General features: G+C 55.3%; 21 protein-coding genes and 2 pseudogenes. 10 read left to right on the top strand and 13 right to left on the bottom strand.

Annotated features, from left to right (window positions below):
- Positions 1–121: 121 nt before the first annotated feature.
- Both GTU67_RS09750 and GTU67_RS09745 read right to left on the bottom strand, forming a co-directional pair.
- Positions 122–349: pseudogene (locus GTU67_RS09750) on the bottom strand (twin-arginine translocation signal domain-containing protein); the annotation flags it as partial.
- Positions 350–1,290: 941 nt separating this feature from the next.
- Positions 1,291–1,467 (bottom strand): DUF2933 domain-containing protein, encoded by a 177-nt coding sequence (locus GTU67_RS09745; RefSeq protein WP_233574833.1) that lies wholly within the window; start codon positions 1,465–1,467, stop codon positions 1,291–1,293.
- On the opposite strand from GTU67_RS09745, the gene GTU67_RS15620 reads away from it, so the two are divergent.
- From GTU67_RS15620 to GTU67_RS09720, 6 genes are all read left to right on the top strand, one after another.
- Positions 1,400–1,603 carry a hypothetical protein gene (locus GTU67_RS15620; RefSeq protein ID WP_233574835.1) on the top strand — a complete coding sequence of 68 codons (204 nt, stop codon included), beginning with the start codon at positions 1,400–1,402 and terminating at the stop codon, positions 1,601–1,603. The genes GTU67_RS09745 and GTU67_RS15620 overlap by 68 nt on opposite strands.
- A 211-nt stretch (positions 1,604–1,814) precedes the next feature.
- The gene (locus GTU67_RS09740; protein WP_123659840.1) at positions 1,815–2,498 is read left to right on the top strand and encodes a heavy metal response regulator transcription factor; all 684 of its coding nucleotides are present in this window, start codon (positions 1,815–1,817) and stop codon (positions 2,496–2,498) included.
- An 8-nt stretch (positions 2,499–2,506) separates the two neighbouring features.
- The gene (locus GTU67_RS09735) at positions 2,507–3,928 is read left to right on the top strand and encodes a heavy metal sensor histidine kinase (protein ID WP_185779875.1); all 1,422 of its coding nucleotides are present in this window, start codon (positions 2,507–2,509) and stop codon (positions 3,926–3,928) included.
- 151 nt (positions 3,929–4,079) lie between these two features.
- Positions 4,080–4,520 (top strand): hypothetical protein, encoded by a 441-nt coding sequence (locus GTU67_RS09730; protein WP_185779874.1) that lies wholly within the window; start codon positions 4,080–4,082, stop codon positions 4,518–4,520.
- 512 nt (positions 4,521–5,032) lie between these two features.
- Positions 5,033–5,338 (top strand): helix-turn-helix transcriptional regulator, encoded by a 306-nt coding sequence (locus GTU67_RS09725; protein WP_123659837.1) that lies wholly within the window; start codon positions 5,033–5,035, stop codon positions 5,336–5,338.
- Between the two features lie 5 nt (positions 5,339–5,343).
- A complete protein-coding gene (locus GTU67_RS09720; RefSeq protein WP_123659836.1) occupies positions 5,344–5,592 on the top strand; it encodes a virulence RhuM family protein in 249 nt (82 codons plus the stop codon).
- A 24-nt stretch (positions 5,593–5,616) separates the two neighbouring features.
- Here the strand turns inward: GTU67_RS09720 and GTU67_RS09715 are convergent, their stop codons facing one another.
- Both GTU67_RS09715 and GTU67_RS09710 read right to left on the bottom strand, forming a co-directional pair.
- A complete protein-coding gene (locus GTU67_RS09715) occupies positions 5,617–6,288 on the bottom strand; it encodes an ATPase (protein WP_249417665.1) in 672 nt (223 codons plus the stop codon).
- A 56-nt stretch (positions 6,289–6,344) separates the two neighbouring features.
- Positions 6,345–6,578, bottom strand: coding sequence for a hypothetical protein (locus tag GTU67_RS09710; RefSeq protein ID WP_123659835.1), 234 nt, complete (start codon positions 6,576–6,578; stop codon positions 6,345–6,347).
- 329 nt (positions 6,579–6,907) lie between these two features.
- On the opposite strand from GTU67_RS09710, the gene GTU67_RS09700 reads away from it, so the two are divergent.
- Together GTU67_RS09700 and GTU67_RS09695 are read left to right on the top strand one after the other, a co-directional pair.
- On the top strand, positions 6,908–7,183 hold the full coding sequence (locus GTU67_RS09700) for a type II toxin-antitoxin system RelB/DinJ family antitoxin (RefSeq protein WP_249417664.1): 276 nt from the start codon (positions 6,908–6,910) through the stop codon (positions 7,181–7,183).
- A 389-nt stretch (positions 7,184–7,572) separates the two neighbouring features.
- Positions 7,573–8,199 (top strand): nucleotidyltransferase domain-containing protein, encoded by a 627-nt coding sequence (locus GTU67_RS09695; protein WP_185779873.1) that lies wholly within the window; start codon positions 7,573–7,575, stop codon positions 8,197–8,199.
- Between the two features lie 296 nt (positions 8,200–8,495).
- Here GTU67_RS09695 and GTU67_RS09690 read toward each other — a convergent pair whose 3' ends face one another.
- The 5 genes from GTU67_RS09690 to GTU67_RS09670 form a co-directional block, all read right to left on the bottom strand.
- Complete coding sequence (locus tag GTU67_RS09690; protein ID WP_185779872.1) at positions 8,496–9,950, bottom strand: M48 family metallopeptidase; 1,455 nt, start codon at positions 9,948–9,950, stop codon at positions 8,496–8,498.
- A gap of 80 nt (positions 9,951–10,030) precedes the next feature.
- Positions 10,031–10,393 (bottom strand): hypothetical protein, encoded by a 363-nt coding sequence (locus GTU67_RS09685; RefSeq protein ID WP_185779871.1) that lies wholly within the window; start codon positions 10,391–10,393, stop codon positions 10,031–10,033.
- Positions 10,394–10,403: 10 nt separating this feature from the next.
- Positions 10,404–11,837, bottom strand: coding sequence for a CHASE2 domain-containing protein (locus GTU67_RS09680; protein ID WP_185779870.1), 1,434 nt, complete (start codon positions 11,835–11,837; stop codon positions 10,404–10,406).
- A 161-nt stretch (positions 11,838–11,998) separates the two neighbouring features.
- The gene (locus GTU67_RS15615; RefSeq protein ID WP_185779869.1) at positions 11,999–12,223 is read right to left on the bottom strand and encodes an autotransporter domain-containing protein; all 225 of its coding nucleotides are present in this window, start codon (positions 12,221–12,223) and stop codon (positions 11,999–12,001) included.
- Between the two features lie 3 nt (positions 12,224–12,226).
- Complete coding sequence (locus tag GTU67_RS09670; protein ID WP_185779868.1) at positions 12,227–13,621, bottom strand: autotransporter domain-containing protein; 1,395 nt, start codon at positions 13,619–13,621, stop codon at positions 12,227–12,229.
- Between the two features lie 165 nt (positions 13,622–13,786).
- On the opposite strand from GTU67_RS09670, the gene GTU67_RS09665 reads away from it, so the two are divergent.
- Complete coding sequence (locus GTU67_RS09665; RefSeq protein WP_185779867.1) at positions 13,787–14,578, top strand: helix-turn-helix domain-containing protein; 792 nt, start codon at positions 13,787–13,789, stop codon at positions 14,576–14,578.
- 14 nt (positions 14,579–14,592) lie between these two features.
- Here GTU67_RS09665 and arfB read toward each other — a convergent pair whose 3' ends face one another.
- From arfB to GTU67_RS09645, 4 genes are all read right to left on the bottom strand, one after another.
- Positions 14,593–15,006, bottom strand: a complete 414-nt coding sequence (arfB, locus tag GTU67_RS09660) for an alternative ribosome rescue aminoacyl-tRNA hydrolase ArfB (protein WP_185779866.1) — start codon at positions 15,004–15,006, stop codon at positions 14,593–14,595.
- Between the two features lie 55 nt (positions 15,007–15,061).
- On the bottom strand, positions 15,062–15,520 hold the full coding sequence (locus GTU67_RS09655) for a YaiI/YqxD family protein (RefSeq protein ID WP_185779865.1): 459 nt from the start codon (positions 15,518–15,520) through the stop codon (positions 15,062–15,064).
- A gap of 3 nt (positions 15,521–15,523) precedes the next feature.
- Positions 15,524–15,790 carry a hypothetical protein gene (locus GTU67_RS09650; protein ID WP_185779864.1) on the bottom strand — a complete coding sequence of 89 codons (267 nt, stop codon included), beginning with the start codon at positions 15,788–15,790 and terminating at the stop codon, positions 15,524–15,526.
- A 63-nt stretch (positions 15,791–15,853) separates the two neighbouring features.
- Positions 15,854–17,020, bottom strand: coding sequence for a PQQ-dependent sugar dehydrogenase (locus GTU67_RS09645; RefSeq protein WP_185779863.1), 1,167 nt, complete (start codon positions 17,018–17,020; stop codon positions 15,854–15,856).
- A gap of 83 nt (positions 17,021–17,103) precedes the next feature.
- On the opposite strand from GTU67_RS09645, the pseudogene GTU67_RS15705 reads away from it, so the two are divergent.
- Positions 17,104–19,106 (top strand): annotated as a pseudogene (locus GTU67_RS15705) (TonB-dependent receptor family protein).
- The last annotated feature ends 11 nt before the right edge of the window (positions 19,107–19,117 follow it).

The raw sequence follows: 19,117 nt of genomic DNA, 5'->3' as shown, positions 1-19,117 counted from the left end.
GGACAGATGATGCAGTGGTGCGGTGGTCCCTTCGACCCAAGCGCCTTCGATCTAAACGAGGTCAACCAACGCCTGAGGGAAATTCAGCTGTAGCGCAAGACGGTGCTGAGCGGACGCTTACCAATGTCGGCGCAGGGATTGAACCATTGATGGTGAACGCCATACGCGGGTTGCCGGTGAAATTCACCGGCGACTGCCCCACTTCCAGATTGAATTCGGTACCCGTCAGCACGGGGGCCGTGCCGGTGCGTGCCTGGGAAGACACGATTCCCGCCGCATGGGCAAACGGCGACAAACCCAGCATCACGCCGCCGGCGGCCAGGCCCTGAACGAAACGGCGACGCGGCATATAGGGGGAAAAACCAGTGCCTGTAAGTCTCACGTGAAATTAATCCTTTAAAAATTGATCTGAAGCATTGCGTAAAGACAAAAAACTCAGTGCCTTTTGATAGAACAACACTGTAGCTAGCAGCAGCTGTCGCTGGCATGACGCCCGAATTACATTTTTGTCATGTCGCTCAATTGCCTCCGTACTTACCGTCGAGAGCTCCGTGAACAGCCACTCTCCAAGAGATAAATGTCGCGGACATCTCTTATCGGCTTATCATGAGTTGACTGAGTTTTCTGATGCAGAATTTTCTGGCATGCGCAAACAACACCCCGCGAGAAGTTACAAAGAAGGGTAAACCCACAGCGACGTGAAATGACAAGGACGAAATTGCCAAACTCTCCCGCACGAAGGCAAGGACTGCCACTAGCAGCAGTCCACCAAGTCGGCACTACAGACTCAATGCAATCAGCAAGCTCAAACTAAAGGACCCAGTGAGAGAAGGAGTTTTGTCCCAAAGGGGAACATTGGGATAGAACTGAATACGAGCCTAGTACATTCGGAGGTGGACACAACGACTATTCTGGCCGATGCGATGCTGATCCATGCTCTGCCGAGCTGCGATGCGGAACTGGTCCTGGATGACTCGGATTACGGGGATGCCGGTAAACACGAAACGCACCAAGGGCGTGAGAAATGGCCTTGGCTAGGATAAACTCAGTGGAAAATCCAGACTCTTAAAATTCTTACTGTTTTTCCGACAGTGGGTCATACAACTGCGATAAACCACTGTCGACAATTTTTTTGAGTAGAAAACCCCTAAAACCCTTTACGGATTCATCATCCATAACATCATGGCCCCCATGCCGAGCCACCAAAGCAAAGCAAGAGCACCAATAACAGCCAACACCACCAAGATAACCTGCTTCATGACCTATCTCCGATAAAGAGCCACCCCTAAATTAACCATGAACAGCAGTGCGGTCAGATCGATCAGTATTTGCTGCCTCTGTCTGCGCAGGTGTCTCAACGGAACGCGGCAAAATAGCAGTATGCGGATCATGAGAGCTCATGCCTCTCATCATTAGAACCATGGCTAAGGGGCAAACCAACAAGAACAAAAACGGTGAAAACGCCACGAGCCACTCGCGTAATGCGGGAACGGCCGCATATCCGACCGCCACTGCTGCAACCAACGTGACGCCAACCTTCATCATCGTCTTCATTGAGCACTTCATAATCATCTCCAATAGTATTGCCCTAGGTTTTCGATAAAAACTTTATAGACATATTGACACTCTATAGAGGTGTGTCTTTCGCCACGATGACGTTGGCATTACATTTGCGTCATCTAACCCGCACGCTCATTTCATTACATTTTTGTCATGCACTGGCCATGGTTTCGTCATGTCGACTGCGTTACATTGGAAAACCATTTAATCACTCTATTTATTGCCCACCAACAATAGGGCTAAATCACACGCCAATGAAACTGCTGATTGTGGAAGACGAGGTGAAAACCGGAGACTACCTTCGGCAAGGGCTTGCCGAAGCCGGCTTTCAGGTGGACTGGGTGCAAACCGGCCTTGACGGCCACCACCGGGCCCTGACCGAGCCTTACGACCTGATCATTCTGGACGTCATGCTTCCCGACGTAGATGGGTGGCGCATTGTGCAGGCGCTGCGCGACGCGCAATCTGCCACGCCCGTGCTGTTTCTTACCGCACGCGACAGTGTTGAAGACCGCGTAAAGGGGCTGGAACTCGGCGCCGACGACTACCTGGTCAAACCCTTTGCCTTTTCCGAATTGCTGGCGCGGGTACGCACCCTGCTGCGACGTGGCGCCATGGCCGTTCTCAGCGAACAGATACAGGTGGCCAATCTGGTGCTGGACATTCCCCGTCGCCGCGCCATGCGAGGCGACGTGCGCATTCACCTGACCAACAAGGAATTCGCCCTGCTCGAACTGCTCGTTCGCCGGCAAGGCGAAGTCCTTCCCCGTTCACTGATTGCATCCCAGGTGTGGGACATGAACTTCGACAGCGATACCAACGTGATCGATGTGGCCGTGCGCAGGCTGCGCGCCAAAATCGACGATGCCTTTGAACCCAAATTGATACACACAGTACGTGGCATGGGCTACATGCTCGACATTCCCGAAGCCAGGTAGGCAGGCATATGCGCAGGCTCCTGACATCCCCGCCCTCGCTGGCCCTGCGCCTGACCATTTCCATCGGCGCGGGCATTACCGCCTTGCTGTTGTGTTTTGGCTGGCTGGTGGAACGCTCGATCAATGCCCACTTCGTGGAACAGGACATCCATGAACTGAACGCCGCCAAAACCTCGATTCAGGCCACCTTGCGGCAATTTGACGACGAAACCGCCGCCAACGCGCTGAAAGCTCACTTCGACAGCACGCTGTCCGGCCACCACAACGCAGAATTCCTGGTCGCTGACAGCAATGGCCAGGTGCTCTACGCCACCCCGGGCGCCAACCTGGAAGCCGCACTCGGACAACTGACTCCGGTGGATGAGATCAACAACAAAACCGTGTCGCCCTGGCAGTATGAAGGCAAGACCTTCCGCAGCGTGCTGGTGCGGTTGGCCGCAGGCACGGGCCAAAAGGTCGAACCGTTTTCTGTCGTTCTGGCCACCGACATCGATTTTCACCTGCATTTTCTGAACAGCTTTCACCGCTACCTGTGGTGGCTGACGGCCGTGGCCTGCCTGATTGCGATTGCCGCCACCTGGCTGGCCGTTCACCAGGGCCACGCACCCATACGTCGCATCAGCCAGCAGATCAATCGCATCAACTCAGAGCAGTTGCATCTTCGGCTGGACTCCACGGGTGTTCCTGCGGAACTGGCCCCCATGGCCACCGCCTTCAACGAGATGATCGACCGACTGGAGGACGGCTTCAGGCGACTGTCGAATTTTTCAGGCGATATCGCCCACGAGCTGCGCACCCCCATTACGAACCTGACCACCCAGACTCAAGTGGCGTTGTCCCGGGCACGAACCGCCCAGGAATACCGCGAAATACTGTATTCAAACCTCGAGGAATACGAGCGCATGGCCAAGATGATTGGCGACATGCTTTTTCTGGCCAAGGCCGATAACGGCCTGATCGAGCCGGAGCGCGCAGCCGTGCCATTGGTAGCCGAACTGCGCGAGCTGGCCGACTTCTTCGAAGCATGGTGTGAGGAACGTAAAGTCGCTATCGTCATCACCGGCGACGAAACACTGGCGGCCCACGCTGACAGGGCCATGGTGCGCAGAGCATTTTCCAATCTGCTCTCGAACGCCATTCGTTACACGCCGGAAGGCGGCACCGTGCGGGTGAACGTTCGCGGCGAGAGCGATACCGTGCGGATCTGCATTACCAACCCAGGGCCGACCATCGCGGCCGAGCACCTTCCACACATCTTTGAGCGCTTTTACCGACCGGATGCGTCGCGGCACCGCAATGGCGAAGGCGCCGGGCTTGGGCTGGCCATCGTGAAATCGATTGTTCAGGCGCATGGCGGCCAGGTTGGAGCCTCATCTGATAATGGGGTGACGCACTTTGAGGTTTTTTTGAAACATACCCAACGGCCGTAACCAACGGAGCGAACCTAAAGTCCATAACTCTCGCGGACAAAACGTTCTATCTGTGGATCAGAGGTACAAAACGGCCTCAAGCGGTATCAAAAGGGTATTTTTCCTCGAAAACGCTACCTCTGCTACCAGAGCTTGTGCTACCTTTACACGCATGAACGAAGCACATATCGCCCAGCAGCGCCGCGAGCTACTTTCCAAGGCCATTGATCACCTCACCCTCGGTGATCGCAGTGCCTTTGGCCGCCGCCTGGGCTTCAAAGATGGTGCGTTCATCCGGCAGATGCTCAATGGTTCACGCGCCGTTTCCGAAAAAACCATACGCCACATCGAGAGCATTCCCGGAATGCGTGGATGGTTTACCCAGGCTGAAGGCAACGAGCCCCCTGCCCTCCCGCCTTTGCATGCAGCTGATGCGAGCCCCGACGACATCGCGGCTCGCTACCGCGCGTCGTCGGTTCCCGTACAGCGGATTGTCGAACTGGTGCTACGCCAGCCAAGTGAGCCCGTGCCCGAATGGGCCACACCGGCCTTGCTGTCGGTAGTAACGGCCGGCCTGGTGCTGGCGCAAGAGCTCGACACAAAGCAACAGTAGCAACGCTACCCTCTTACCCTGGCTTCCCCTCCCGTCTTTCGGGCAATTCGTCCGCCCAATCTCCACATCACCTTCGAAACGTGGCAATTGCATCGCATTGCTACGTTATCTATTGCTCAATTAAAAAGCATTTGCTACTATTCATTCACGCTCTTTAACAACAAGCAATCGATGAACATCACGCCCTGCCGCTTGCGGCACGCGACTGCGTGACTACCTGCAAGGCACCTGGGTAGAAGCAAAACAGGTGAAATCCATGGGCTCAACACCGACCTCTTGCGCGAGGTGCTGTACGGGAACGAGCCCGGGGGGTCGGCACTCAGGGATGAGTGTCGCGCCTGTAATCAGCCGATGGCGTCGTAATCGGGCTGAAGACAGCGGGAGAAGACCGCACACCGCTTTACCGCCAGGCGCAGCACCTCTTGCGCCTGGCCAGCTGTTCTTATTGACCAACTCGCTGCCGTGCCTTGCCGCCAATGTCTGCAGAGCCCGCCGCAAAGAAGATGCAAACCATGACTACTGTTGCAACCGAATTCAATTACTCCGAGCTCGCCCGACAGATTGCGGCGAGAATGTCACCCGAAGCCCTGCTCAGTGCCGAAGATGTCGGCGCGATGCTGGGCTACCCCGCCCGGTATATCCGGGAAACCATTGCCCTGGCTCCGGGATTTCCGGTGGCCATCCGCCTGCGCCTCAATGACGATGGCAAACGCAGCAACCCCAGATGGCGACGTACTGACGTGGAGGAGTGGGTGACCACTCATCTCGCACAGCGCCGCGCACGCTCTGGCCGCCCGCGTAATCAAACAGTGATGTAGTATCAATGGGTCTGATTGATTGTGTTCACCAGACGGAAAAGCAAACGATGACCCCATCCGACGTCCACCTTTTTGTCTCTGCCGATGGGCTTGCCCGTCTGGAGGTGGCGCTTGACAACGACACTATCTGGCTCAGGCAGGCGCAGATGGTCAAACTATTCGACAAGGATGTAAGAACCGTCGGAGAGCTCATCAAGAATATCTACGCCGAGAAAAAGTGCAGAAAGATCCAACTATCCGGAATTTCCGGATAGCTCGGCACGAGAGTCTTTCCCTAATCAGCTCAACCTTTCGAGAACGTACGTCTCAAACCAATGAGGCACCAAATCAGTTTTGAACTCCAATTCAGTCCCATCAGTCACTTCCGCCAGCCAGATCCTATTCTGGCTGGAGTTGTCGAAAATATACGCCCTATCTGAAAGACGAATTGCATCAACCAATAGATCAAGAGATCTGAAGTAGCGCTCAATGATCTTGTCTTCAGGCACATCATGACCATGCATCTTAACGCGATGCCGTACCCGCGAAATATTAATGTCCGGATCTTCAGTGGCTACGTAGTAAAGATAAATCCGAAACCCAGCAGCCTTGGCCCGATGCAAAAAATCGACCTTATCTGACGACGACATTACCGTCTCGAAAGTGAAGTCGATGTTCTGCTCTAGCAACTTTTGGCGAATGAAGTCGGATACGACAGAGGCGAAATAAGAATTGACCAGAGCAGGGTCAAGACATAGCCGGCCCTTGTCAAGACGAAGATGAGAAACCTCCAAGGAGAGCCCTGCGTTCGCCAGAAAGGTGGACTGTCTGAAAAAGGCCAATACGTCTTCAGCATCGACGCACAACTTGAACGCGGCAAAATCAATGCAACCAGATTGTCGCCATGCTTTCTCTATGTCGTCCGGATTGATATACACGCCGAGCAGCGCCTCCGGGATAACTTCCTTCATCGTGCTTTTACCAGACCCATTCGGACCGGCAAACATCCGCAGTCGTGGCACGATCTCTACTTCCTGAGACGAATTTTTGTGCCAGGAGTGACTACCCTGCCTGGGTGCAAAGCCTTCAGAATGGTCCTGGAACCATCAGGATTCGACTTAACCAGTTGCCCGTCCACGACCTCAAGCACACTGCTGCCCGACTTCAGTGCCCGATCATAAGCCTTTCGAACAGCATCCTTGGCAAGGCTTGGGATGTCGCCTTCCTGAATGGCTATTTTTTTCGTTCCTGCTTGCATCATTTTCTCCAAACGACTAGCAAACTGCCACCCTGACTTTTTCCGCCAGGATATTACAAACCAACTCTGGTCATGATAGCCTGAAGCCCGAGAAACGGCCAACGGCTACGGCATCAGGCTGCCGCCAGCGATCGGATGTTGCCACCCTCTGACTGAAGAGGCAACTACTGAGGATTTCTTAGTGGTTCGACAGGAAGGTCAGCGCCCAGTTCGACGATGCATCAAGAATTACCACCTTGATGCAATCACCTCGCTGGGGTGTCGGGTGAGCTTCCGGCGCACCACCAATTTGCGATGCAATGTATCTCAATCACACTCAGCTGGAGACTCTTATGGCAACCACCATGGTGCATGTGCATGTAGACGAAAAGATCAAAGCACAGGCCACGAAAACGCTGGCTTCAATGGGCTTGACCGTGTCTGATGCTGTTCGCCTCTTCCTGACACGGGTTGTTGCCGACAAAGAGCTACCGTTCGCGGTCAAGGCCCCAAATGCCCGTAGCCGTGCGGCAATGGCCGAAGCAGGGGAAATCATCAAGAACCGTCGTGCCCGCTTCAATAACCCAGAATCCTTGATTGATGACCTCGAAAAAGCCAGCCGCAAGTAAGCGCACCCATTCAGAACTATTCTCGTAGCCAGAGGCCGAAACAGCGAATTCATCCCATCGCCTCTGGCGATGCATCGGCGCCACAAGACAACCCACCTTTCCCGACCGCCCCTTCCAAACCCGTCTAACACCAGACTGTTGTTTTTATGGGGATACGCAAAAATTTCCCCAAACACCCGCAAACCCTTTATTCATGCGGCTTTTGATTCCGGCCCCGGGCACCACTCTGATAAACCCCTGATTTTACTTGGCTCTTCCCCATTATCGGGGGATACGCATTCACTAGACACGGTTAATCACACCGTTCCAACCGCACTGGGCCAAGACCCGCATGCGGTAATTTTCAAAGTTCCTGAATCCAGTAGCCAAAAAAACCCAAATTGGGTATCATGAAGCCCAATATGGGTATTTCAAGCACTACAGCGCCCTGTTGGAGCCTGTCCGACGCTCTCTTTCCCAGTACCAAACAGCGGGTGCTAGGGATACTGTATGGTCAGCCCGATCGCAGCTTTTATGCCAATGAATTGATCAGCCTCGCGGCCAGTGGCTCCGGCGCCGTGCAACGTGAACTGGCTACGCTCACAAATAGTGGCTTGGTGACCGTGATGGCAGTTGGCAATCAGAAGCACTACCAAGCGAACGCAGAATCGCCCATCTTTAATGAGCTACGTTCCATTATCCAGAAGACGGTAGGCCTGGCTGAACCGTTGCGCACAGCACTTCAGCCCATGTCGGCCCAGATTACCGCAGCTTTTGTCTATGGCTCCGTCGCCAAGAAGACGGACACGGCCAGCAGCGACATAGATCTGATGGTGATCAGCGATGGCATCAGCTACGGTGAGCTTTTCACCGCCGTTGAAGCGGCCAGTGCGACCCTCGGACGCCCGGTCAACCCAACCATACTGTCTCAAGACGAGTTCCAGAAACGCCTTGCCAATCAGGAATCATTCCTGACCCGTGTCTTGGAACAACCCAAGATCTGGATACTAGGGAAAGACAGTGACCTCGGCATTTGAAAACCTAAGCGGCCCCAACAAGCCGTTGCGGGCCGAACCGCCTGACAAACGAGAGTTTGAAGGCTTAATCCATTCAGGGCATGCTCGTTTGCGTGATGCACTAAACGAGTCGCTGTCTATCGAGAGTCGCTTCGATCTGGCCTACAACGCTGCGCATGCGTTTTGTCTTGCAGTGCTACGTTGGCATGGTTACCGCTCCAACCGTAACCACCCCGTCAAGCAGACATTTGCAAATAGAAATTCAGAGCAAAGGTTAACGGGCACATAAACTGCATCGGTTCGACGTCCCCCAATCGCTAGTTGCCAAAAATCCCAAGCAAGCCACCTACCAACCCTGCTTCTTGCTTTACTTCAGCCTGCTTTTTACCGGACGAACAAGCATTCGCATCACCAAAATACGCGGCCTGGCAACGCAGGCCTAGCTCGACCTGTATACCCAAGTTATCCGTTGTGTCTGCAAGTTGAATCAGGTCGTAGTAGAACTCGGCCGGGCGACCATAAGCGTCGAACTGTTTGTACAAAGCGGCCAGCTCGTCACTGTCGGCCTTACCCCCGGCTTGGCGCGCCTTGGCTTGTTGCGCCATTACATGCAGACGATACGAGTCGTATACATTGGTAGCCGAGGCCTCAGCCATGGCAAGCACTTCTTGACTACGCCCCCGGTCTTCCGCCACCGAAGCCAGGGCAAGCTGGTAAAAGGTCTGACCATTTACGTCTCGATGTCGAGATTTCGCAAGCACTGCTCTAGCGACATTAGTTTTACCCTGGCTGACCGAACGAAAAGCAACGTGCGATTGCACCACGCTTTTTGCCAAGCGTTTGCCTTTCTGGTTGTGGGCCACTCTGCGCCACGTCTTGCTATCCATAGCAGGGCGCGCAGCCTTGCGATAATGCGCACGAATGTAGTCGTTGACATCGCTCAAACGCTCTTCGGGACTTAGATGCGTGTGGCTAGCCTGGGCAATGCCATCTTCTATCTTCTGCCCCAAGGGCTCCAGCGCCTGGATAAACAGGGCCTGCCATTCGTTTTGAGCAAACTGACTGCTAGCAACCGCCACTAACATGCTTTGTTTGGGTTTATCGTCTTCACGTAAGCTGGCGTTAATCTTGTCCCACTGGTCTAGACGACCCAGCAAGGCGGTCATGCCGTTTACGTTACGCCCCGCTCGTATCAGGAAATCCACGGCAAGCTTGTCAGCATCGGTTTCTTGGGTGCGACTCCAGGTAGGACTAAGAACCTTCTCGGTAGCCATGTAAAGCGCAAAGCTGTTGCGTATGCGTCTGGCGACGCTTTCGGCATTTCCGGCATCCACACCCAACCGATTGACTAGAGCATACGCAGCGGTACCCTTCTTCTGGATTTCCTTCAGTATGTCGATGTCGGTATGTGACAAAACGGTATGGGCGAACTCGTGCGCAAGCAACGCATCGATTTCATCCACGCTCTGGATATCCATCAACATACCAATAGGTATGTAGATATTGCCTTGATCTGTAGTCAAAGCGTTCATCGTGGGCGACGCCAGAATGTAAACTCGGCCGGGAACATCGGTAAAGTCAGAGGCGCTTTTGATCCGCTGCAACTCGTCATTCAAAAGCTGCTCAAGCTCGGGGTAGTACACCAACCCCAAGCCCATACTTTGCATTTTTCGAACATCTTCCTGCACGTCTTCCGCGTCGGAAGCCACATTGATCTTCTCGGGCGACAACTGCTGCAAATACGGGGATTCACTATTCAATGCCGCAGGCATCCAACGTGGCGTAGTACCTAGTGTCTCGCAACCCGTAAGGAAAATGGCTGCTGTGCATAGGGCTAACAATCGATACATATTCAACACCCCTTGCCCGCTATGCCGCGCGTGGCGCCGACAAGCTCGGTGGAAAATGTGTTGTCGCACTCGGCAGTTACCTTATAGACATTATTCGCAACCACATCCGGGGCATTCACATAGTACTTTTTGCCTTCAAACCGAATGATGAAGCCACCATTTCGATCTTCCAGAATCGCAATGGGAAATTTCAACGCCGACAGTTCCACGCTTTTAATATAGGCGCCATCTGCCGCTGGGCTAAACAGGTCTAGTTCGGTGGCATCTGCGGCCAGTGCTGAAATCTTTAAATCAGCTGCTGCCGTTGAATAACACGAGACCCCTAAGGCCACCGCCAGCGCGAACTGCTTTATATTCAGTTTCATAAACTTTTTCCTATACTCGGGATTTATAACGACCTAGCGTCTGTGCAAGTCGGCTGCAGGCCTTTCTGATCCAAAGGTATACGTGGTCGATCATCCAGTCGACCAGACCGATCTTGTCCAGGAAAAAGCCCAAGGTTAAAAAGGCGAGGTAGCCGGCCACTGTGCCCGCCGAGATGTTGAAATAAACAAACTCAACAACACCCCATGCAGCAAACCAGCAAACCAATGCCAACATGACGCACAGTCTGCCTAACACCCGATGCTGGTCGAATAACGCAAGCATCCGCATTCGCCACGAGCGCAATGCGTTCAATCCAAATACTTGGCTCGTTTGAGGCTGAGGCGCCATCGACGAAGGTAAATTGAGCGTACGAACCCCTTGATTGCCGGGCGTACCCGAACCTGGACGTCGATGGAAAAAAGCCAGCAACATAGCCACGGGCAAAACAATCAATAAACTCCAAACGCCGTGCCATATACGATTTGCGTGCAAACCTGTACCCATAGCCGACTTGTACTCCCCACCCCAACGCAACAAGTTATCCAATGCCATGGCATGCAAATAAACCCCTGGCAGAATGTCACGCGTAGGCGTAAAAATCAGATCGTTGACACCAGTCAAGTTGGCGCCATACAAAATGATTTTGTCTTTCATGAGCGCGGCCGCTTGTTTTCGCACATCCTCGTGGTTTTCGCCCGTTTGCTTCAACAAGTCTCGAACATACAACGTAGTGACGAATGGGACGGGAGTCTTCACACCTGAAAAGCCGTATAAAGCCACTGTTGCGATGTCGGCGTCGTGCTTTTCGACCTTCATCCAATCGTTCTTCTTGTTGGGCAAGGTGCCCCAAAAGACATCCATCGGCTCAGTTGGGTCAGTGGCAAACAGATCAGGCCGAACTTCTTGTGCTATGCGAAACGCAGGTGTCTGCTGGGCGTTGCCAACGACAACCGGATACGTTCTGGACACAAAATCCATAACGTCAATGCTCAACTCGGCCGGCACCGGTACAACCAAACCTGCCAGTTCGGGCCAGTTTTGCTCTACGGCAGGCGTCGAGGCCAAAAACACGGGAATCCCGGCGAGGTTATAACGCCGCAAAACCTTGATTAGATAATCGCCATCGCGAGGCATGCCAAGGCTTGCATCCAGGCGCTGGCTCAACCAAAGAAAGTCGATGAAGACAGCTCGGGGTTTTTCATGCAGCAGGGAGTTCAGCACTTTGCCATGAAAATCGTAGCTGGCTGGCCAGTGCCCGCGCTGATGTGCCTCAAGTGTCTCGTCGGTTAGCAAAAGGACGGTGATATCGTCCTGCGGTGACCCATAAACTAGATCGCCGGCATACGTGTTGAAAAGGTCTTGAAGGTATTTGTCGGCCCGATCGCTCAGCCCCAGCGGAGAAAAGTTCAGCGTCAAATGCGCGAACCCCATAATCAACAGCACGTAAACCCAAAACCGTCTCATCTAACCATCTACCTGCGCCCCGCTCGGCTACCTTGGACCATAAACCGACAGCCCCTGCCGCCCGCTTTCCAGCGCACGATAGTACGAAACTTTCAGGAAATAATCAAAACATTTAGAAACATTGGTGTTGGTAAGACTAATTACATCGCGTACTGCGCGCGGGTGTCTCCCATGTCGGCGCTGTACACCTTGAAGCGTTCACTGCCTGCGCGAAAGGCGGCTGACTGCACGGCCTGGGTGTCATCGAACCGCTTCACGGCGGCGACGCCGCCCCACGCAACGCCGTCGAGGCCGCCGGCCTGGAAAGGCGCAGACACATCCACACCCAACGTTAATTCGCGGGTTGCCAGTTTTGTGGCGTCCACGCTTTATTCGGCCCCGCTACTGCCGCGCTCCTGGAAGCCTTCGCGTCTAAGCCAGGTGCTTGATACCTGCACGTAGGGCGTCACGTTAAGTTGCTGCCAAGGGATCTGCACCCCGGCTTCTACATCTGCCCGCAAACCGTGCATTCCAAAATCTGACTTGATTGCGCGCTGGTTGAATGTGCGCTGTGCCTTGGTATTAACACGGCCGTAACTTAGGCCGCCCCGAACGTACCTGCCGTTTTCGCTTTGCCAACGGCCGTAACCACCCAAAAAGTAGGCATTCATATCGCCACTTGCCTGGCGGTTGCTAAAGCCAAGGTCTGCGCTAACTGCAGACCCCGCAACGCCCATCAGCCAGCCATCGTTGCCGGCTTCGACTCCCGCCGCGATGGCGTTGCCCTGCATTACGTATTGGGCGTTCCCGACCGCACGCTCAACATCTTCTTTCAGGCGCGAGGTACCTCCTTGCACCCAGACGTTGGCGCCGCCTTGTGTGCCTTTTTGGGCCAATCGCTCCTGCGACCCGCTCGGCGAAAAGCTGTCGCCAGATAGCGCACCGTCTTCTGACGAATGGGCAATAAATACATCTCCCCCGGTTTCAACAGTGCCTTGCGACGCGATATTCAAGAAGCCATCAACATATACGTTCTCGTTGTTGACCCATTGCGAGCCAGAGCCGGTCACGACCACCTCACTGCCAATACCTGCGTCACCAATGTACCCATTGCCAGTGGTAACCTTGCCGCCATTTGTAATGCTTAATCTACCGAACTCTTCGCCAACAAGGACAAGATCGGCATCCGGGTGATAGATGCTTCCCCTGTCCAAATAAAGATTCCCGCGTTCAATTGTTGTACCGCCGGCATAAGTGTTGTTATCGGTAAGCGCAATTTCTCTACCGCCAATCAACGTCAACGCCCCACCACCGGTCAGGTCGCTTCTGATAGAGACTGCGAACGAGGCGCTTGCCAGATCGTCAAGCCTTAAACCGACTGAAACATCGCCCGTCAGTTGCAACGCGTCGCCAACAATGGCGTAGTTATCGGAATCGAACCAGAGACCTCCCGAAATGGAGACCTGGCCCGCGCTGTTGTCTACAGTCACATCTGCGCCGTCGCCCGTGAAGTACAGCACACCATCCGGGTCGTACGTACCACTCGCGTTACCCGCAGCGTCTGTCCAGTTCATGCCGGTGGCATTCCAGGTTCCAGCCCCGCCCGCAATTACCCCATCAGGCGCCGCCTTGTTTCCGTTCCAGTATGTTTGCGGTGCCCCCTGCGCCCGCACCGGGTCGCTTGCACCCCACACGCCCGCCAGCATCAAGGCAAGAACTTTAGCCACGGGCGTGACAACGTGCTTCGCGGGAAATGCAGTACCTGAGCGTTTCACCCGTCTCATTGAACCTCCTGTGAAGACGGGCCATGCTAGCAACGCATGCGTCGTCTGAAACTCCCCTAATCAGAGGGGGCGCGCGCAAGCCTTTACAAACAAAGGATATTTTTGACCCAAAAATCAAGGTTGGCCCGGGCTGTGCGAACGTTGGTATGCCTATAAACTAAGCGCATGACTGCTGTAAAACCATCCAACACCAACCCAATCGATCAATTACAGGCACTGTGGGACCATCTGGCAGGTGTGCCGGCCTCGGCCACACACGACGCGCTAAACCATCTGTTGCAAACGCTGTGTGAGCACGTCAATGCCCAAAACGCGTACTGGCTGGGTGCCATCCGTGTTTCTGACCACTCTCCTGCCGACCCGCTGAACGGCTGGCGCCCCCGTGTTCTGCACTATTTGCACCAAGACCCGGAACGCATGAAGCAAATGGCAAAACTGGCCAAAGAGGCAGACCGCGCGCCCGACCCTGCCATCATTGAGCAAGCCCGGCGCGCCGGCACTTTTCGGGCTGCCCTGAACCGCGACCTGGTGCCCGACGGCTGGATGGCGTCGGACTTCAATCACAAGGTATACGTGCAATGGGGCATAACCGACACGATGTTCGTGACCACGCCTGTCAATGAACATTGCGAAGCCTACATCGGCCTTCAACGCAAAGGCGAGCCAAACGACCTTTTTACCCACGAAGAATTGAACCAGGCGGCCACGCTTTTACGTGGCCTGGGCTGGTTTCAGCGACGCGTATTTTTAAGCTTTGGTCTGATGATCAGCGAAACACCGTTGTCCGTCATGGAGCGCAAGGTCATGAGCCTGCTGCTGACCGACAAATCTGAAAAGCAAATTGCCGACGAGTTGAATCATTCGCCGACAACCACCCACAGCTATGTACGCGAAATTTACCGCAAGCTGGGTATTAATAGTCGGGCATCGCTGGCGGCGATATGGCTAGGGCACTGATACTGCTCATATCGCTAACCCTCCACAAGCACTCGTCCTCGCCCGCGCTTCACCTGTCCTCGAACAAGTTTTCCCTCTAGCCGTCGCCGCTTTGAGGCCAGCGTTGGCCGGGTCGCTTTACGCGCCAAAGGCGGCTTGGACACGCTATCGACCAAGGCTTGCAAGCGCGCGATGGCTTCCAGTTTGTTCTTGTCCTGACTGCGACTACCTTGTGCCTTAATAACCACCACACCTTCGTCGGTTATGCGCGAATCGCGCAAAGCAAGCAAGCGTTCTTTCACATCGTCTGGCAACGACGACTGCGATATTGAATAGCGCAAATGTATTGCGCTGGATACTTTGTTGACGTTTTGCCCACCCGCACCCTGCGCACGGATAGCGCTAAACACCATTTCGTCTTGCAAAACAGGGAATCGGGAAGTTGTCATTTTGAACCGGGATTATTCGTCGTCAGCGAGCAAACATAAACCAAGCCTTCGACGTTCACGCCTTCCTCTGGGACCGCGCCATCATCAACTTATCTAACGCATTACCAAATGCACGTCTGTCTGACTGGCTGAACGCCGCCGGCCCGCCGGTATCAACGCCCTGGCTGCGCAACTCGTCCATCATGTCACGCATAGCCAACCGTTCACCTATCGTCTCAATCGTGTAATGTTCGCCTCGCGGGTTAAGCGCAAAAGCGCCTTTGGCCAATACAAGGCTGGCCAAAGGGATATCTCCGGTAATCACTAAATCGCCCGCACAAGCGTTTTGAACAATGTAGTCGTCTGCCACGTCGAAACCGAGTGGCACCTGCACCGCCCGAATAAACGGTGACGGCGGCGTGCGCAACATTTGATTCGCCACAAGCGTTGTCGACCGCTGCCAACGCTGCGCCGCCCGATAAAGGATGTCTTTGACGACGACCGGGCAGGCATCGGCGTCAACCCATATTCGCATGAGCTAGGCCTTCAGGGCGTCTGCCAGCAGGCTGTTGATCAGGTCGTTGACCGTAACGCCATCGGCTTGCGCCTTGGCATTTAACGCCGTAATGATTGGCTGTTGAAGTTTGACAGGAAACGAGACCAGGCCAGCGGCCTGGTCCAGCCGCCGCTGTTCGCGCCGGTCGGGTGCGGCGGCGGCACCGGCAAAGCGCCCGGGGGGCAGGCTGGCATTAAGTTTGCCCATGATTTTCAGGGCTTTATTTTTTTCGAGATCAGTTTTTTTCATGAAGGGTCCGTGTGACGCGCCCTGTCAGCGACAGGGCGGCAGCGCACATTCTAGTTGAAAACCCTAGAAGCCCAGTTTCAATAATCGACCATTGCCACCATCAGTCAGCACATACACGTAACCGTCCGGGCCGACACGCACGTCGCGAATCCGCTCGTTCAGTGATTCGAGCAAGCGCTCTTCGCCAGTGACCTTGTTGCCGTCGAGTGTCAGGCGAAGCAGCGCTTGCCCGCGCAGCGCGCCTATAAATAGCGAGCCCTTCCAGGCGGGAAACTGGTCAGCATCGTAAAACGCCATGCCCGAAATAGCCGGCGATACCTTCCAGTAATGAAGGGGTTGCTCGGTACCGTCTGCATGCGTACCTTGCGCTTCGGGGATGTCGAACCCGGAATAGTTGATACCGTAGGTTGCCAACGGCCAACCGTAGTTCTTGCCCGCTTTGGGGATATTGATTTCATCACCGCCCCGCGGTCCGTGCTCATGCGTCCATAATTCGCCCGTCCAGGGGTTAAGCGCCGCACCTTGCTGGTTTCGATGCCCGTAAGACCAGATTTCGGGCCGGGCACCCGCCTGATTTACAAAGGGGTTGTCGTCGGGGATACGGCCGTCTGGATACAAACGAACCACTTTGCCTTGTAGTTTGTCCAGGTCTTGCGCCGTTGGCCGCTGATTGTTGTCGCCCAGGGCAATGTAAAGGTAGCCCTGTTGGTCAAACACCATTCGCGAACCAAAGTGCACGCCGTTCGATAAACGCGGCATCTGCCTGAAGATGACCTTGAAATCAGACAACGTTGTACCGTCGGCCGACAACACGCCATACCCCGCTGCCGTACTGCCGCTGCCGTCGCCCTCTTCAGCGTAGGTCAGATAAACACGGCGCGACTGCTCGAAGTCGGGCGCCAGTGCAACGTCAAGCAAGCCTCCTTGACCGCGCTCGTAAACGGCCGGCACACCTTTGATGGGTTCGGACAACCCGCCTTCGGCGCGCCACAAGCGCAAGTTACCCGGCTTTTCGGTAATAAGGATGCCTTCGCTGTTGGGCAAGAACGCCATCGCCCACGGGCGGTCAAGCTTGCGGGCCACTTCGGTCACGCTCAGTTGGCCCAGTTGGCTGGGCAAAACCTGCACGGCCTTGTCTTGTGCGTTAGCCAAGGTAGCGGGCGCCCCCCATACGGCTGCGGTCAGCGCAACACCCGCCAGAAGGCGCCGGGTTAGAGACAGTTTTGTCATTAATCGCTCCAAGCTGAATTTTGGCTGAAAGGATTCTAGGTTAGCATTCTGCTATTGACTTTCCCACCCCGGATTGCAACTGAATGCCCTTGACTCAACCCGCATCCCGCTGTCGAACCGTCCAGCAAGCAAAGCGATTTGTCTTCAAGCCCATAAGGGACATTGCAACTGCGGTCGTTTGTGCAACGGCAACAAACGCCGCCGCACAAACTGATCCGGTCACGCTTGACCCGATTATCGTGCAGTCGACCCGGACAGGCACAAACATACTGGACACACCGGCGTCGGTTTCGCTGGTCGATGGCCAGACAATGCGACACAACCATCTGCAGGTCAATTTGTCGGAAAGCTTAGGCAGTGTGCCGGGGCTGCTGATACAAAACCGCCAAAACTACGCACAAGACCTTCAGGTGTCGATTCGAGGCTATGGCGCACGGGCAACGTTTGGCGTCAGGGGCGTGCGTATTTATGTTGACGGCATCCCCGCCACCATGCCAGACGGGCAAGGCCAGACCTCAAATATCGACATTGCCTCGATTGATCGCGTTGAAGTTTTACGCGGCCCGTTCTCGGCCCTGTACGGCAACGCGTCTGGCGGCGTTATAGACATCACCACCCAGCGCGGCGCTAACCCGCCGCGTCTTGAAGGCGGATTCGCCGCCGGAAGCTACGACACGCAACGCTACGGCGTGAAGGCGCTTGGCGAAACGGACGCAGGCGGCACCCTCATTGACTACAGCGCCAGCCTGAACCGCTTTCAAAGCGAAGGCTACCGCGACCACAGCGCTGCGGCAAAGACATTGGGTAATGTGAAACTTGGCATGCTGTTCGAGAACGATAGCGAACTGACCCTGACGGCCAACGTCGTACCGTGCAGTACCAATCAATACCCGTAGCGGTACAAACCAGCCCGGCCAACCCACAACATCCGGGCGGGGTCATTGACCTGAACCGGGCGTACATGGGCGCCGACTTACGCTGGACATGGGAAGCCAGCCCCCGGACATCGCTGATTGCGGGCGTGGCATATGACACACTGCGCGAACGCCGCAAAGGCTATTTCAACTTCGTTGGAACAGGGCCGGGCCAACAACGCGGAGTACAAGGCGAACTGCGCCGAAACGAAGTCAACACCGCCGACACGTTCGACCCATATGTACAGATGTCCTGGCGGTTCGCGCCCCGCTGGACGCTGGACACCGGCGTGCGCTACAGCACCGTGAGCGTGCAATCTGATGATCGGTACATTAACGCCGTTAACACCGACGACAGCGGATCGGCGCGCTATAAAGAAGCCTTGCCTTTTGCGTCGCTGGGCTATCAATTCACGCCCGACGTGCTGGGTTATGTGTCGGCGGGGCGCGGCTTTGAAACCCCGACAATCAACGAACTGTCTTACCGACCCGACGGCTCACCAGGCCTTAATTTTGGTTTGCAGCCATCCACCAACACCACGGTAGAAGCCGGCCTGAAAGCGCGCGTGGGCCGGCACGAACTAACAGCTGCGCTTTACCAAACACGCAGCAAGAATGAAATTGTGTCTGCCGGCAGCAGTCAGGGGCGTGGCACGTTTCAAAATGCCGGGCGCACCAGGCGAACCGGACTGGAACTGGGCGGCACGCTGTACTTTGGCAGCCACGGACGCATCGACCTGGCCTACAGCTGGATCAACGCCCGCTACCAAGATGAGTGCCAGACAGCCACCTGCGGCCCCGGCGCTTCGCCCGAACGCCGCCTGGCCGCCAATAACCGCATACCCGGCATACCCGAACACATGGGGTTTGTCGGCATCGGCTGGGCACCGGAAACCGGCTGGCAGTTGGGCCTGGAAGGCCGCTATCTAAGCAAAATTTATGTCAATGACGGCAACACACAAAGTGCGCCAGGCTACTTTGCCGCGTCGATGAGCACCGGTTATGTCTGGGAAACCGGGCCGTGGCGCCTGACCAGCTACGCGCGCATCGACAACATGTTTGACCGACAATATGCCGGCTCGGTGATTGTGAACGAGGGCAACGCCCGCTATTACGAGCCCGCGCCGGGTCGGAACTGGAGCGCCGGACTGACGGCAAGCTATGCCTTTTAATCTGTTGCTGC

Source organism: Pusillimonas minor, assembly GCF_014237865.1.
Taxonomy (GTDB): domain Bacteria; phylum Pseudomonadota; class Gammaproteobacteria; order Burkholderiales; family Burkholderiaceae_B; genus Neopusillimonas; species Neopusillimonas minor.
Note: the sequence above shows the minus strand (reverse complement) of the source record. Positions and strands in the feature narration are given on the sequence as shown.